Here is a 13,652-nt window from a genome sequence, read left to right as displayed (position 1 = left end):
GGTGCCGGCCGCGCGGCGCGCAGCAGGGCCTCGGCGCCGTGCGGCGCCGTCTGTCAGGTCGCGAAAGGGGGGGCGGTCTCCGGCGGCTGGCGGCGCCAGGGCGCCGCGGGCGGCGGGGCGCCGCTGGTGTTGGGAACCCGCTGCACGGGGCCGCTGCGCACGCGCTGCACGGGCCGCAGCAGCAGCATGACCGTCAGCGGCAGCAGAAGCAGCACCCGGGCCATCAGTCCGTCGATGCCCCGCTGCAGCGCATGCGGCACGTCGATGCTCGCCGCGGAGGACGCGAAGAGCGTGGTCTCGCGATCGGCCTGATGACCTGCACGCTGGTCGGGCTCGAAGAAGGCGGCCGTGCTCGGGCTGCGGATGAAGAATTCGCCTTCGTTTTCCAGGCCGTCCTGGCAGAAGTGCGCACCGATGAAAGGCTGCAGCACCGCGAGCGCGATGCCGAGGACACACCACCCCATGCAGTGCTTTGCAATGAGGCGACGGATCCGCAGAGTCAGCATGGACCAGACTCTAGGAGCCGGGTGTGAAAGCAAGCTGAACACCCGAGTCAGCTGCAAGGCAGGGTGCTTGCATCGCCGGGATGTCAGCGCCCGTTCCCCGGCGATGCTGCGGTCCTTCGCGTCATGAGGAAGACGCTCGCGAGAATGATGGCGGCGAGCACGGCCGTGGCCGAATACCGGCTCAATGCGAGGCCGCCCTGTGCCAGCGGCTTGTCCAGCAGATCGCCGACCGTCGCGCCGAGAGGGCGGGTCAGGATGAAGGCCATCCAGAAGAGCAGGGTCCTCGAAACCCGGGTCCGGAAATAGCAGACCGCCACGAGCGCGAGCCCTGCAGCGAAGACAAGGGCTCCGCCTTCGTAGCCCAGGCCGGCGCTGTCCGCCGCCCAGTCGCCCAGGGCCGTGCCCAGCGTCTGGGAAAACATGATCGTCACCCAATAGAAGATCTCCGCGCCCGGCGAAGTGATGGACTTGACCGACACGGAGCCGAGCGTCAGATGCCAGAGCCCGATCGAGGCCAGCAGAAGCGCGAGAAGGATGGACGATCCGCCGGCATAGCCGATGCCCAGCGACCGGTCCATGAAATCCGCCAGCGTCGTTCCCGCCGTCGTCGTCGCGATGATCACGGCCCAGTAGAGGTACGGATGGAAACGCTTCACGCGGATCTGGGCCGCGACGGCCACGATGAAGACACTCGCGAAGATGATCGTCCCCACGAGGTAGCCCAGGTTCATCGACATCGTCACTGCGTCGCCGCCGGTTTCACCCAGGGTCGTCGCCATGATCTTGATGAACCAGAACGCCAGCGTGATTTCCGGCACCTTCTGCCATCGGTCCGCGGCGGGCTGCGTGTTGCTGGATGCATCTCTTTTCATCGGGGGTTTTCCTGGCAATGGCCGTGACCGGCGCGATCTGTCGGGCCTCGGGTCCGACACTGGCGTCCAGTCTGGCAGATGGGGGCTTATCGGAGCCTTAACGCCCTCACGCGCGCGTCAGGCGGCGCTCGTGCGTCAAGTCGCGAAGACGACTCTGGCCTCGAGCCCGCCGTGCGGCGCCGCGGCACGCAGGCTGAGCTGCGCCCCATGGCGCTGCGCGATCGCACTGACGATGGCCAGGCCCAGGCCGCTGCCGGGCACATCGCCGTCGCGCTGCCGCGCCTCGCCGCGATAGAAGCGATCGAGCACCCTCTCGCGCTCGGCCTCCGCGATGCCGGGCCCGTTGTCGATCACCTGCAGCATCGGGCGGCCTTCCAGCCGGGCCGCGCGCACGTCGACGCGGCCGCCCGGCGACGTGTAGCGGATCGCATTGCCGATCAGGTTGTCCAGCAGCACCGCGAGCTGGTCGGGGTCGGCGTCGATGGTGAGTGCGGTCGGCGCGTCGGCACCGAGGTCGATGCCCTTGTGCTCGGCCTCCATGCTGCGCTTGACGACCGCCGCCTGCGCCAGCTCCGCCAGGTCCACCGGCTGCCGCAGCTGCGCGCGCCCGTCGGGATCGACGCGCGAAAGATCCAGGAGCTGCGCGATCAGCCGCTGCGTGCGCTCCACGCCGAGCTTCAGCTCGCCGACGGCGCGAGCGCGATCGGCCTCGTCCTGCACACGCTCCAGCAGTTGCAGCTGCAGGCGCAGCGCCGTCACCGGCGAACGAAGTTCATGCGCGGCATCGGCGATGAACTGGCGCTGCACGGTGAACGCCTCGGCCAGCCGCTGCATCAGGCCGTTGATCGAGCGGATCAGCGGATGGATTTCGAGCGGCACACCCGCGGCGTCGATCGGGTCGAGCGAGACCGCGCTGCGCACGGCCACGTCGTTGGCCGCGGCGTCGAGGGGCCGGAGGCCGCGGCGCAGCGCGACCACCAGCAGGCCGCCGATGAGGAGCGTCAACCCCAGCACGGGAATCAGCAGTTTCGATGCGGCCTCTGCGGCCAGCAGCCGGCGCGACGAGGCGCGCTGCGCCGCCTGCACGACGCGATCGCCGCTCACGATCGTGTAGACGTGCCAGGCTTGCTCGCCCTTGCCGATCCGCGACAGGCCGCTGGTGGCGCTGAAGGGCAGGTTCGCATTCGGGCCGGAGATCGAGAGCCGGTTCCCTGCAAGATCCCAGACCGCCGTCGTGAAGTCGAAGTCGCCGTGTTCCTCGTAGACCTTGGGCAGGGCTGCGTGGCGCTGCACGGCGTCGCCGCGCTGCAGGGGTTCGCGCGAGTCGGCCAGTGCCAGTGCGACCTGACGCAGGTTGTCGTCGAAGACCTCGCTCATTTCATCGAGCGTCACGAGGTACGAGGCCAGCACGAGCAGCAGGGCGCCGAGGCTGAGCGCGCCGAGCACCCAGGCCAGCAGATGGCGCTCGAGCGACCGCATCGGCGGCATTCAGTCGGCGGCGACGCAGTAACCCACGCCGCGCACGTTTCGGATCACGTCGGCACCGAGTTTTCTGCGCAGCCGGTGGATGTGCACCTCGACGGCATTGCTGCCCAGGTCGTCGTTCCAGTTGTAGATCGACTCCTCGAGCTTCTTGCGCGACAGCACCGCGCCCGGGCGCTGCATCAGCACTTCCAGCAATGCGAACTCGCGCGCCGACAGCGCGACCGGCGCGTCTCGCCAGGTGACCGTCTTGCGCAGGGGATCGAGCGCCAGGCTGCCGTGCACCAGCAGCGACGACGCGGCGGCCGCGTGGCGGCGCAGCACGGCGCGCACGCGGGCGATCAGTTCGTCGAGGTCGAAGGGCTTGACGATGTAGTCGTCGGCGCCCGCGTTGAGGCCTGCGATGCGGTCGGCCACCGCATCGCGGGCCGTCGCGATCAGGACCGGCATCCGGTTGCCCGCGGCGCGCAGCGTGGCCAGCACCGCCATGCCATCCTTCGCGGGGAGGCCAAGGTCCAGCACCGCGATGTCGTAGAGGCCGACCGACAGCGAAAGATCCGCGGCGCGGCCGTCGAGCACCCAGTCGACCGCGAAGCCCGCATGCGTCAGCCCGGTCGACACGGCGCGGCCGATCATGCGGTCGTCCTCGATCAGCAGCAGCCGCATGCGAGCTCCGCGCGTCGAGCGTCGATCACCTGTTCGGGATCGGGGGTTGGGGTCGTCACGCCTGCGAGTCTAGGCATTCATCGCTTATCGGACACTTAACGGCGGGGCTCAGCCCTTCGCGACCTCGTGCGCCGCCATCAGCTCCAGCGCCTTCACCAGCGCCGAGTGATCGAGGTCCTGCCAGCCGTTGGCCGCGCAGGCCTGCATCAATTGCGCCGCGCCGGCCGTCTGCGGCAGCGCGACGCCGAGTGCGCGCGCGCCCTGCAGCGCGAGCCCGAGATCCTTCTGGTGCAGCCCGATGCGAAAGCCCGGCGCGAACGTGCGCTTGACCATGCGCTCGCCATGCACTTCGAGGATGCGGCTCGATGCGAAGCCGCCCATCAGCGCCTGCCGCACCTTGGCCGGATCGGCGCCCGCCTTGCTCGCGAACAGCAGCGCCTCGCCGACCGCCGCGATGTTGAGCGCGACGATGATCTGGTTGGCCACCTTGGTCGTCTGGCCATCGCCGTTGCCGCCGACGAGCGTGATGTTCTTGCCCATCGATTCGAACAGCGGCCGCGCCTTCTCGAACGCGGCCTCGGTGCCGCCGACCATGATGGTCAGGCTCGCGGCCTTGGCGCCGACCTCGCCGCCCGAGACCGGCGCATCGAGGTAGTCGCAGCCGAGGTCGTTGATCCTCTTCGCAAAGGCCTTGGTCTCGATGGGCGAGATGCTGCTCATGTCGATCACGGTCTTGCCGGCCGAGAGGCCTTCGGCCACGCCGTCCTTGTCGAACAGCACCGAGGCCACGTCCGGCGTGTCGGGCACCATCAGGATCACGACCTCGGTCTGCTCGGCGACCTCGCGCGCCGTCGCGCAGACGATCGCGTTGCTGGCCGCGATCTCGGGATGCACCTTGTTGCGCCGGACGATGCAGAGCTGGTGGCCGGCCTTGACCAGTTGCAGCGCCATCGGCGCGCCCATGATGCCGAGGCCGATGAATCCGATCTTCATGGCGAGGTCCTTTCAGTAGGTGGAGGAGGAGTCGGCGGGAGGCGGTGCGGCACGCATCTTCGCCATGACCTGCTGCGCGCCGGCGGCCATGAGCCGCGCGTCGGAACTCACGGTGACGAACTGGAAGCCCTGCGCGATGCGCGCCAGCGCGCCTTCGGGCGTGCCGTTGTGGATGCCGGCGACGATGCCGTGCGCCTTGGCACGTTCGGCGATGTGCGCGATGGCCTCGGCCGCCTTCGGATCGACGTCGTCGAACACCGGCCTGCAGCCGAGCGCGAGCGACAGGTCCGACGGGCCGACATAGATCGCGTCCAGCCCTTCGACCGAGAGGATGTCGTCGAGGTTCTCGAGCGCCTGCGCGGTCTCGATCATCGCGAAGGTGACGATGGTGTCGTTGGCCTGCTGGGGATAGTCCGCGCCGCCGTAGAGCAGTGCGCGCACCGGGCCGAAGCTGCGCGTGCCGCGCGGCGCGTAGTGCGTCCACGCGACCAGCTTCCGCGCATCCTCGCGCGTGTTGACCATCGGGCAGATCACCGCGTAGGCGCCGGCGTCGAGCGTCTTCATCAGGATGCCGGGCTCGAGCCAGGGCACGCGCACCACCGGCACCGTGTCGGTGGTCGAGATCGCCTGCAGCATGCCGACCATGGCCGGGTAGTCGATCACGCCGTGCTGCAGGTCGATGGTGAGCGTGTCCCAGCCCTGGTGGGCCATGGTCTCGGCCGAGAAGCTGTTGGCAATGGCGAGCCAGCCGTTGACGGCGGCGCCGCCCGATTTCCACAGCGTGCGCAGGCGGTTTTCTCTCATGGGGGCTCCTTGGTGGATGGGTGCGCGAGCACCGCGCTCAGCGATCGAAGGCCGCGCGCTTGGGATCGAATGTCCAGCCCGGGATCAGGCACTGCATCGCCACCGCATCGTCGCGCGCGCCGAGGCCGTGCTGCCGGTAGAGCTGGTGCGCCTTCTCGACCTCGGCCATGTCGAGCTCGACGCCCAGGCCCGGCTTCTTCGGCACCTGCACCAGGCCGCCCTCGATGCGAAGCGGCTCCTTCGTGAGGCGCTGGCCGTCCTGCCAGATCCAGTGCGTGTCGATGGCGGTCACGCGGCCCGGCGCGGCCGCGCCGACCTGGGTGAACATGGCCAGCGAGACATCGAAGTGGTTGTTGGAATGCGAACCCCAGGTCAGGCCCCAGTCGCGGCAGGTCTGGGCCACGCGCACCGAGCCGGCCATCGTCCAGAAGTGCGGATCGGCCAGCGGGATGTCGACCGACTGCAGCGACAGCGCATGCACCATCTGCCGCCAGTCGGTGGCGATCATGTTGGTCGCGGTCGGCAGGCCGGTGGCGCGGCGGAACTCGGCCATCACCTCGCGGCCCGAGAAGCCGTCCTCGGCGCCGCACGGGTCTTCGGCATAGGCGACCACGCCGCGCATGTCGCGCATCAGGCGGATCGCCTCCTTCAGCAGCCAGCCGCCGTTGGGGTCGAGCGTCACGCGCGCCTGCGGAAAGCGCGCGTGCAGCGCGGCGACGGCCTCGATCTCCTCGTCGCCGCGCAGCACGCCGCCCTTGAGCTTGAAGTCGTTGAAGCCGTAGCGCTCGCGTGCGGCCTCGGCCAGGCGCACCACGGCGTCGGGCGTCATCGCCTTCTCGTGCCGCAGGCGGAACCAGGCGTTGTCGGCCTCGGGTTCGCGCGCATAGGGCAGGTCGCTCTTGTCGCGGTCGCCGATGAAGAACAGGTAGCCCAGCATCTCGACCGCGTCGCGCTGCTGGCCTTCGCCGAGCAGCGCGGCCACCGGCACCTCGAGGTGCTGGCCGAGCAGATCGAGCAGCGCCGATTCGACCGCGGTGACGGCATGGATCGTGGTGCGCAGGTCGAAGGTCTGCAGGCCGCGGCCGCCGGCATCGCGGTCGGCGAAGGTCTGCTGCATCCGCTGCAGCACGCGCTGGTGGGCGCCGATCGGCTGGCCGACGACCAGCTCGCGCGCGTCGTCGAGGGTCTGGCGGATCTTCTCGCCGCCGGGCACTTCGCCCACGCCGGTACGGCCGGCGCTGTCGGTGAGGATCAGCAGGTTGCGGGTGAAGAAGGGGCCGTGCGCGCCGCTGAGGTTCAGCAGCATGCTGTCGCGGCCGGCGACGGGGATCACGCGCAGGCCGGTGATCGAGGGCGTGGAAGAGGGCATGGGGGCTCCGGTGGACAAACGCCTGCCCGATCCTACGTCACCTGCGCAGGGCGTAGAGCGCTGCCCGTGTGTGCGCGGCGCGCCTGGAAGCGCCTAGAAGGTCTGGCCGAGCTTGAAGGTGCTCACCACCTGCGACAGGCTGCCGGCCTGCTCCTGCAGCGAGGCGGATGCCGCGGCGGCTTGTTCCACCAGCGCCGCGTTCTGCTGCGTGACCTGGTCCATCTGCGTGATCGCCTGGTTGATCTGCTCGATGCCCGAGGTCTGTTCCTGGCTGGCTGCCGTGATCTCGCCCATGATGTCGGTCACGCGCTGGACGCTGTCCACGATCTCTTCCATCGTACGGCCCGCTTCGCCCACCAGCGCGCTGCCCGCATCGACCTTGTCCACCGAGTCGCCAATCAGGGTCTTGATTTCCTTGGCCGCGGCGGCCGAGCGTTGCGCCAGGTTGCGCACTTCGGCGGCCACCACCGCAAAGCCGCGGCCCTGTTCGCCGGCGCGTGCGGCTTCGACCGCTGCGTTGAGCGCAAGGATGTTGGTCTGGAACGCAATGCCGTCGATGACCGCGATGATGTCGACGATCTTCTTGGACGAAGCGTGGATCGAGGCCATGGTGTCGACCACTTGCGACACCACGCTGCCGCCCTTGACCGCGACCTCGGAGGCCGAGACCGCGAGCTGATTGGCCTGGCGCGCGTTGTCGGCGTTCTGCTTGACCGTCGAGGTGAGTTCTTCCATCGACGCCGCGGTCTCTTCCAGCGAGCTGGCCTGCTGCTCGGTGCGCGAGGACAGGTTCTGGTTGCCCGAGGTGATCTCGCTCGACGCGGTCGCGATGGTGTCGGTGCCGGCGCGCACCTCGCCGACCACCTTGGCGAGGCTGTCGTTCATGTCCCTGAGCGCCTTCATGAGCTGGCCGACCTCGGCGGTGTCGGCGACCTCGATGTGCGCGCTCAGGTCGCCGCCGGCCACCTGCTGCGCCACCCGCACCGCTTCGCCCAGCGGTCGCGTGATCGAGCGCGTGAGGCGCCAGGCGGTGAAGATCCCGATCACCAGCGATGCGGCGCTGATCAGCAGCGTGATCCACTTCGCGTTCTGGTAGAGCGACTGCGCACCGGCCGCGTTCTCGTTGGCGCCTTTCTTCAGCACCTGCTCGAAGGCGTTCACGTGCGCGAGCACCTGGGTCAGCATCGGCATGCAGTCGCGGGTCAGCGCCTGGATCGCCAGCTCGGTCTTCTGCGTGGTGGCGAGCCCGACCACGTTGTTGGCGATGACCAGGTATTTGGCTTCCAGCGCCTTGAGCTGCTCCAGCATCCGGCGTTCCTCGTCGCTGGCCGAGGCGGGCTCCTTCATGATCGTGGTCAGCTGTGCCAGCCCCTCGTCGATCTCGCCCTGGGTGCGCTTGACCAGCGCGATGTCGGGCTGCTGCGCGGCCGGGTCGGTCAGCAGTGCCAGGTTGCGCGCCGCGATGGCGCGCACGCCGATCGCGGCCTGCACCTTGTTGAGCTCGTACAGCTTGCCATCGCCGATCTCGGTGATGAATCGGATGCGGTCCGAGAGATTCGCCATCTCCCGCACACCGATGCCGGCGATGGCGAGCTGCAGCGCCAGCAGGATGGCAAAGCCCCAGCCCAGCCGCACGCTGATCTTCCAGTTCTTCATGGTCGTTCCGATTCCAGGTCGTCGATGGGCCGTCGAAGGGCCGCAGACAACGCCGCCCACCGACGATGTCTTGACGGTGTTATCGGCACGAAACCGGAAAGCTTGAGGGCGCGCACGCGTCGCGCGTGAAAAAACCGGACCGTCTGTCGAACGGGCGTCGTCTGCCGCGTCATTGCAGTAACCCGTGTGTCCGGGCTTCAACCATCGAAGGGATTCCCCATGACTGTCGCCATGCCATCCATCTCGGCGCTCTATGCCGCCCTCCTCGGCCTGTTCGCGGCTGTGCTGACCGTGCGCGTGATCCTGAACCGCGTCAAGACCGGCATCCAGGCGGCGGACGGCGGCAATGCGCGGCTCGGCCAGGCGATCCGCGCCCACGCGAACTTCGCCGAGCAGGTGCCGCTGGCACTGCTGCTGATCGTGCTGGCGGAGCTTGCCGGCACGCCGGGCGGCATCGTCCATGCGCTGGGCGCGGCGCTGGTGGTCGCGCGGCTGGCCAATGCGTGGGGCCTGAGCCGGTCGCTCGGCCCGACGATGCCGCGCCAGGCCGGCGCGGGCCTGACGGTGCTGGTGGTCGCCGCAGCGTCGCTGCTGTTGCTGTACCGGCTGCTGGCCGCGCACTGAGCGCGGTGCTCGAGATCGGACGGCCTCGCGCCGCCAATCAGGTTGGACCGGGTCAGAGTCACCCCGGATGCGCCGGCCGGCAGCGCGCGCTCAATCGGGCTTGATGTCCGCGTCCTTGATGACCTTCGACCACATCGCGAGCTGCTGGTCGACGAACTTGCCGAGCGTCGGCGGATCCATGTAGACCGCGAAGGCGCCCTGGTCGTCGACCTTCTTGCGGAAGGACTCGCTCTCCACGATCTTCCGGATCTCCGTCGTGAGCCTGGCGACGATCTCCGGCGGCGTCTTCGCCGGCGCGAACACGGCGAACCACGACTCGACCTCGTAGCCCGGCAGCCCCGCCTCGGCCGAGGTCGGCACATGGGGCATCGACGGATGCCGCTGGGCGCCGGTATAGGCCAGGGCCTTGAGCTTGCCGCTCGGCAGGAAGCCGATCACGGACGGCGGCGTGGTGATGAACATGTCGACCGTGCCCGCGACCAGGTCGTTGATCGCCGGCCCGGAGCCCTTGTAGGGCACATGGGTCATCGGCTCCTTGATCTGCCGCGCCAGCAGCTCGCCCGCGATGTGCTGGATCGAGCCGTTGCCCGACGAGGCGAAGAACAGGCCGCCCTTCTTCTTCTTCTTGCCGTAGGCGATCAGGTCCTGCACCGAGTTGACGGGCAGCGTGCCGCTGACGGCGATCACGTGCGGCGCGCGCATCACCATCGCGATCGGCACGAAGTCCCGGGTCGGGCTCCACTTGAGGTTCGGATAGAGCGCGGGATTGCCGACGTGGTAGCCCGAGTACTGCATCAGCAGCGTGTAGCCGTCGGGTGCCGCACGGGCGACGAACTCGGTGCCGATGTTGCCGCTGGCGCCCGGCTTGTTGTCGATCACGATCGGCTTGCCGAGTGCGCGCGCCAGCGGCTCGGCCACCAGGCGCGCCATGATGTCGGTCGAGCCGGCGGGCGCGGTGGGCACGATCATGGTGATCGGCTTCGAGGGATAGGCGTCGGCGCCTGCGGCCGCGGCGGATGCCAGCGCGACGCCGGCGGCGAGTGCGAAATGGGCGAGCTTCATGGTTGTCTCCTTCTTGGGTTGGGCGGACCGTCCGGCGCCGTTCAGGGCGCCGGCTCCGAGATCTCGATGAGGTTCAGGTCGGGATCGCGCACATAGACCGAGCGGATGCGCGCGGTCGCACCGGTGCGCAGGACCGGGCCTTCGACGATGCGAACCTGCTGCTGTGCGAGCCGCGCGATCACGGCGTCGAGGGGCACGGCGGCGATGAAGCAGAGGTCGAGCGCGCCGGGCGTCGGATGCTCGGCCTTGGGCTCGAACTCGCGGCCTTTCACGTGCAGGTTGATCTTCTGGTTGCCGAAGCGGAAGGCCTTGCGCCCGGCGCCGAAGATCTCCAGCGTCATGCCCAGCACGTCGACGTAGAAGCGCACGCAGGCGTCCTCGTCGGCGGTGGTCAGCACGAGATGGTCGAGGTGGTCGATCATGCTTGGGACTCCCGCGCATCGCGCGCATGGGCGCGGGCCGCGATGTCGGCGAACTCCGATGGTGGCGCATGCCGCGTCAGGCGATGGCCGGCGCGCGGCAGCTGGCTCGAGAGTCCGTGCTGCACCAGCGTCTGGAGCTGTGCGGCGGCGCCGATCAGCCCGTCGAGGTCCATGCCGGTGTCGTAGCCCATGCACTGCAGCATGTGGACCACGTCCTCGGTCGCGACATTGCCGCTGGCGCCGGGCGCATAGGGACAGCCGCCGATGCCGCCGAGCGACATGTCCAGGCGCCGGATGCCGGCTTCCACCGCAGCCACGGTGTTGACCAGGCCCATCGCGCGGGTGTTGTGGAAATGGGCCGTGAAGCCGAGTGCGGGATGGCGCGCCAGCGCGGCGGCGCACACCGCTTGCACCTGCGTCGGAAAGGCCATGCCGGTGGTGTCGCACAGCGTGATGCCCTGCACTTTCAACGCCGCGAAGCGGTCGATCCAGCCGAGCATGCCGTCCTGCGGCACCTCGCCTTCCATCGGGCAGCCGAAGACGCAGGACAGCGACACGTTCACCGGCACCGCGGCCCGCCGCGCGAGCGCGATCACCTCGGCCAGCTGCGCGAAGGACTGCGCGCGCGTCATGCGCAGGTTGGCGAGGTTGTGGGTCTCGCTGACCGACATCACGAGGTTGAACTCGTCGACGCGGCCATCGAGTGCGCGCTCGGCGCCGCGCAGGTTGGGCACCAGCGCGGTGTAGACCACGCCGGGGCGGCGTGCGATGCGGTTCATCACTTCCTCGCCGTCGCGCAGCGCGGGGATCGCCTTCGGCGAGGTGAAGGAGGTGGCTTCGATCTTCGCGTAGCCGAGCGTGCTCAGCCGGTCGATCAGCGCGACCTTGTCGTCGGTGGGAATGAAGCGGCTTTCCATCTGGAAGCCGTCGCGGGTCGCGACCTCGTTGATGAAGAGGCGGGTGCCGTGGCCGGGGTTCATGGCGGGGGTCCTTTCAAGACGCGCGTGCGGGCCAGCCGGCGCGCAGCAGGTCGGCGTCGTGTTCGCCCAGGCGCGGGGCCGGGTGCGCGATGCGTCCGGGCGTCGCGCTCAGCTTGGGCACCACGCCGGGCACCTTGAGCGAGCGGCCGTCGGCGGTCTGCGTCTCGACGAGCATGCCGCGCGCCTGGTAGTGCGGGTCGCGCGCGATGTCGGCGACGCTGTAAATGCGACCGACCGGCACGCCGGCCGCGTCGAGCGCGGCCAGCACCTCGTCGCGGCCGCGTTCACAGGCCCAGGCCTCGATGGCGGCATCGAGGGCTTCGACGTGCCGCACGCGGCCGTCGTTGTGGGCGAGGCGCGGATCGTCCTCGAGGTCGGGGCGCCCGATCGCGCGCATCAGCCGCCGGAAGATGCTGTCGCCGTTGCCGGCCACCAGCACGTACTGGCCGTCGCCACAGCGGTAGGCGTTGCTCGGCGCGATGCCGGGCAGCGCGCTGCCGGCGGCCTCGCGCACCGCGCCGAAGGCGTCGTATTCGGGCAGCAGGCTTTCCATCACGTTGAATACGGATTCGTACAGCGCGACATCGATGAACTGGCCTTCGCCGCCATGCGCCGTGCGATGGTGCAGCGCGGTCAGCACGCCGATCACGCCGTGCAGCGCGGACAGCGTGTCGCCGAGCGAGATGCCGACGCGCACCGGCACGCGGCCCGGCTCGCCGGTGAGGTGGCGCAGGCCGCCCATCGCTTCGCCGAGCACGCCGAAGCCGGGCTTGTCGCGGTAGGGGCCGGTCTGGCCGTAGCCCGAGATGCGCAGCATGATCAGCCGCGGGTTGAGCGCATGCAGCTGCTCCCAGCCGAGGCCCCAGCCTTCCAGCGTGCCGGGCTTGAAGTTCTCGATCAGCACGTCGGCTTCGAGCGCCAGCGCGCGTGCCGCCTCCTGGCCTTCGGCGCTGCGCAGATCGAGGCAGACCGAGCGCTTGTTGCGCGACTGCACCTCCCACCACACCGAGCTGCCGTCGCGCAGCAGCCGCCACTTGCGCAGCGGGTCGCCGACGCCGGCCGGCTCGACCTTGATCACGTCGGCGCCGAACTCGGCCAGCGTCTTGCTCGCGAAGGGGCCGGCGATGAGCTGGCCCAGTTCGAGCACCTTCAGTCCTTCGAGTGCATTCATGGAAGCGGACTGTAGGAACGGATCGGCGCGCGCGGAATTGCCGAGCCGGCAGCAGGCCTTCGCAGAACGCGAAGCCCCTGCCTAGAATCGTCCCGATGAGCAGTCCCATCAATCCGGCACGCGTCGACTTCGTCACCCTGCGGCTGTTCTGCGCCGTGGCGCAGTCCGGCAGCATCACCAAGGGCGCGGAGGCCTGCCACCTGGCGCTGTCCGCGGCCAGCCGGCGGCTGTCCGATTTCGAGGCCGCCACCGGCTCGCGGCTGCTCGAGCGCAGCGCACAGGGCATCGCGCTCACGCCCGCCGGCCACGTGGCCATGCAGCATGCGATGCGGCTGTTCCAGGGCTTCGAGCACTTCAGCAGCGAGCTCAAGGACTACGCGAGCGGCGTGCGCGGCCACGTGCGGCTGTGGGCCAACATGTCGGCATTGACCGAGTTCCTGCCCGCCGCGCTGGCCACCTTTCTCGCCCTGCATCCCGACATCCGCGTCGAGGTGGAGGAGCAGCTGAGCGGCGACACCGTGCGCGCGCTGGTGGACGGCCTCGCGGATGTCGGCGTGTTCGCCGAGAACACGCCGGCCTATGGTCTCGACGTCGTGCCCTTCCAGACCGACGAGCTGGTCGTGCTGTGCGCCAAAGGGCATCCGCTCGCGCGCTCGCGGCGCGTCGATTTCCGGTCATGCCTGGCGCACGAGTTCGTCGGCCTGAACCGCAGCAGCTCGCTGCTGGAGCTGACCTCGCGCGCGGCCGAGCAGGCCGGCATCGCGATGCGGCTGCGCGTGCAGGTGCGCAGCTTCGATGCCATGTGCCACATGATCGCGGCCGGCCTGGGCATCGGCGTGGTGCCGCTGGCCGCCTGCGAGGCGCAGGTGAAGGCGCTCGGGCTCAAGGTGGTGCGGCTCAGAGACGCCTGGGCCACGCGCCGGCTGCTGATGGCGACGAAGACGGGCGAAGCCCCCTCGCCGGCCGCGGCGCTGCTGGTGCAGCACCTGCGCCCGATCGGCGCCCTCGAACACCCGCGCTGAGCATCGAGCGAAGTTTTTTCCGG

Annotated in this window: 14 protein-coding genes; 2 read left to right on the top strand and 12 right to left on the bottom strand. The window is 69.4% G+C overall.

The window, feature by feature from the left end:
* Positions 1-53 precede the first annotated feature (53 nt).
* The 8 genes from E5P2_RS19280 to E5P2_RS19245 form a co-directional block, all read right to left on the bottom strand.
* Positions 54-506, bottom strand: a complete 453-nt coding sequence (locus tag E5P2_RS19280) for a hypothetical protein (protein WP_162568703.1) — start codon at positions 504-506, stop codon at positions 54-56.
* An 83-nt stretch (positions 507-589) separates the two neighbouring features.
* The gene (locus E5P2_RS19275; RefSeq protein WP_162568702.1) at positions 590-1,378 is read right to left on the bottom strand and encodes a COG4705 family protein; all 789 of its coding nucleotides are present in this window, start codon (positions 1,376-1,378) and stop codon (positions 590-592) included.
* Between the two features lie 135 nt (positions 1,379-1,513).
* Entirely contained in the window at positions 1,514-2,857 is a 1,344-nt protein-coding gene (locus E5P2_RS19270) for an ATP-binding protein (protein WP_232080758.1), read from the bottom strand.
* A 9-nt stretch (positions 2,858-2,866) separates the two neighbouring features.
* Positions 2,867-3,526 (bottom strand): winged helix-turn-helix domain-containing protein, encoded by a 660-nt coding sequence (locus tag E5P2_RS19265; protein ID WP_162568700.1) that lies wholly within the window; start codon positions 3,524-3,526, stop codon positions 2,867-2,869.
* Positions 3,527-3,634: 108 nt separating this feature from the next.
* The gene (locus E5P2_RS19260) at positions 3,635-4,519 is read right to left on the bottom strand and encodes a 2-hydroxy-3-oxopropionate reductase (protein WP_162568699.1); all 885 of its coding nucleotides are present in this window, start codon (positions 4,517-4,519) and stop codon (positions 3,635-3,637) included.
* Between the two features lie 12 nt (positions 4,520-4,531).
* A complete protein-coding gene (locus tag E5P2_RS19255; protein WP_162568698.1) occupies positions 4,532-5,323 on the bottom strand; it encodes an HpcH/HpaI aldolase family protein in 792 nt (263 codons plus the stop codon).
* 37 nt (positions 5,324-5,360) lie between these two features.
* A complete protein-coding gene (gene gudD / locus E5P2_RS19250) occupies positions 5,361-6,692 on the bottom strand; it encodes a glucarate dehydratase (protein WP_162568697.1) in 1,332 nt (443 codons plus the stop codon).
* A 93-nt stretch (positions 6,693-6,785) separates the two neighbouring features.
* Positions 6,786-8,348: a methyl-accepting chemotaxis protein gene (locus E5P2_RS19245; protein ID WP_162568696.1), complete on the bottom strand. Its 1,563-nt coding sequence runs from the start codon at positions 8,346-8,348 to the stop codon at positions 6,786-6,788.
* A 231-nt stretch (positions 8,349-8,579) separates the two neighbouring features.
* Between E5P2_RS19245 and E5P2_RS19240 the strand changes: the two genes are divergently transcribed.
* Positions 8,580-8,972: an MAPEG family protein gene (locus E5P2_RS19240; RefSeq protein ID WP_162568695.1), complete on the top strand. Its 393-nt coding sequence runs from the start codon at positions 8,580-8,582 to the stop codon at positions 8,970-8,972.
* A gap of 90 nt (positions 8,973-9,062) precedes the next feature.
* Here E5P2_RS19240 and E5P2_RS19235 read toward each other — a convergent pair whose 3' ends face one another.
* The 4 genes from E5P2_RS19235 to E5P2_RS19220 are packed head-to-tail and all read right to left on the bottom strand — an operon-like array spanning position 9,063 to position 12,607.
* Positions 9,063-10,034, bottom strand: coding sequence for a Bug family tripartite tricarboxylate transporter substrate binding protein (locus tag E5P2_RS19235; RefSeq protein ID WP_162568694.1), 972 nt, complete (start codon positions 10,032-10,034; stop codon positions 9,063-9,065).
* 41 nt (positions 10,035-10,075) lie between these two features.
* Positions 10,076-10,456 carry a VOC family protein gene (locus E5P2_RS19230; RefSeq protein ID WP_162568693.1) on the bottom strand — a complete coding sequence of 127 codons (381 nt, stop codon included), beginning with the start codon at positions 10,454-10,456 and terminating at the stop codon, positions 10,076-10,078.
* The gene (locus E5P2_RS19225; RefSeq protein ID WP_162568692.1) at positions 10,453-11,436 is read right to left on the bottom strand and encodes a hydroxymethylglutaryl-CoA lyase; all 984 of its coding nucleotides are present in this window, start codon (positions 11,434-11,436) and stop codon (positions 10,453-10,455) included. The genes E5P2_RS19230 and E5P2_RS19225 overlap by 4 nt, the downstream gene beginning before the upstream one ends.
* Before the next feature lie 13 nt (positions 11,437-11,449).
* Positions 11,450-12,607 (bottom strand): CaiB/BaiF CoA transferase family protein, encoded by a 1,158-nt coding sequence (locus tag E5P2_RS19220; RefSeq protein ID WP_162568691.1) that lies wholly within the window; start codon positions 12,605-12,607, stop codon positions 11,450-11,452.
* A 95-nt stretch (positions 12,608-12,702) separates the two neighbouring features.
* Between E5P2_RS19220 and E5P2_RS19215 the strand changes: the two genes are divergently transcribed.
* Positions 12,703-13,629 carry a LysR family transcriptional regulator gene (locus E5P2_RS19215; protein ID WP_162568690.1) on the top strand — a complete coding sequence of 309 codons (927 nt, stop codon included), beginning with the start codon at positions 12,703-12,705 and terminating at the stop codon, positions 13,627-13,629.
* Positions 13,630-13,652: the final 23 nt, after the last annotated feature.

Origin of the sequence: Variovorax sp. SRS16, from assembly GCF_901827165.1 — a bacterium.
GTDB lineage: Bacteria > Pseudomonadota > Gammaproteobacteria > Burkholderiales > Burkholderiaceae_C > Variovorax.
This window is presented reverse-complemented; position numbering and strand designations above follow the sequence as displayed.

Bases quoted from the DNA above. Each gene is read 5' to 3' on its own strand.
- E5P2_RS19280 (WP_162568703.1), bottom strand. From the start codon at position 506: ATGCTGACTCTGCGGATCCGTCGCCTCATTGCAAAGCACTGCATGGGG.
- E5P2_RS19275 (WP_162568702.1), bottom strand. From the start codon at position 1,378: ATGAAAAGAGATGCATCCAGCAACACGCAGCCCGCCGCGGACCGATGG.
- E5P2_RS19270 (WP_232080758.1), bottom strand. From the start codon at position 2,857: ATGCGGTCGCTCGAGCGCCATCTGCTGGCCTGGGTGCTCGGCGCGCTC.
- E5P2_RS19265 (WP_162568700.1), bottom strand. From the start codon at position 3,526: ATGCGGCTGCTGCTGATCGAGGACGACCGCATGATCGGCCGCGCCGTG.
- E5P2_RS19260 (WP_162568699.1), bottom strand. From the start codon at position 4,519: ATGAAGATCGGATTCATCGGCCTCGGCATCATGGGCGCGCCGATGGCG.
- E5P2_RS19255 (WP_162568698.1), bottom strand. From the start codon at position 5,323: ATGAGAGAAAACCGCCTGCGCACGCTGTGGAAATCGGGCGGCGCCGCC.
- gudD (WP_162568697.1), bottom strand. From the start codon at position 6,692: ATGCCCTCTTCCACGCCCTCGATCACCGGCCTGCGCGTGATCCCCGTC.
- E5P2_RS19245 (WP_162568696.1), bottom strand. From the start codon at position 8,348: ATGAAGAACTGGAAGATCAGCGTGCGGCTGGGCTGGGGCTTTGCCATC.
- E5P2_RS19240 (WP_162568695.1), top strand. From the start codon at position 8,580: ATGCCATCCATCTCGGCGCTCTATGCCGCCCTCCTCGGCCTGTTCGCG.
- E5P2_RS19235 (WP_162568694.1), bottom strand. From the start codon at position 10,034: ATGAAGCTCGCCCATTTCGCACTCGCCGCCGGCGTCGCGCTGGCATCC.
- E5P2_RS19230 (WP_162568693.1), bottom strand. From the start codon at position 10,456: ATGATCGACCACCTCGACCATCTCGTGCTGACCACCGCCGACGAGGAC.
- E5P2_RS19225 (WP_162568692.1), bottom strand. From the start codon at position 11,436: ATGAACCCCGGCCACGGCACCCGCCTCTTCATCAACGAGGTCGCGACC.
- E5P2_RS19220 (WP_162568691.1), bottom strand. From the start codon at position 12,607: ATGAATGCACTCGAAGGACTGAAGGTGCTCGAACTGGGCCAGCTCATC.
- E5P2_RS19215 (WP_162568690.1), top strand. From the start codon at position 12,703: ATGAGCAGTCCCATCAATCCGGCACGCGTCGACTTCGTCACCCTGCGG.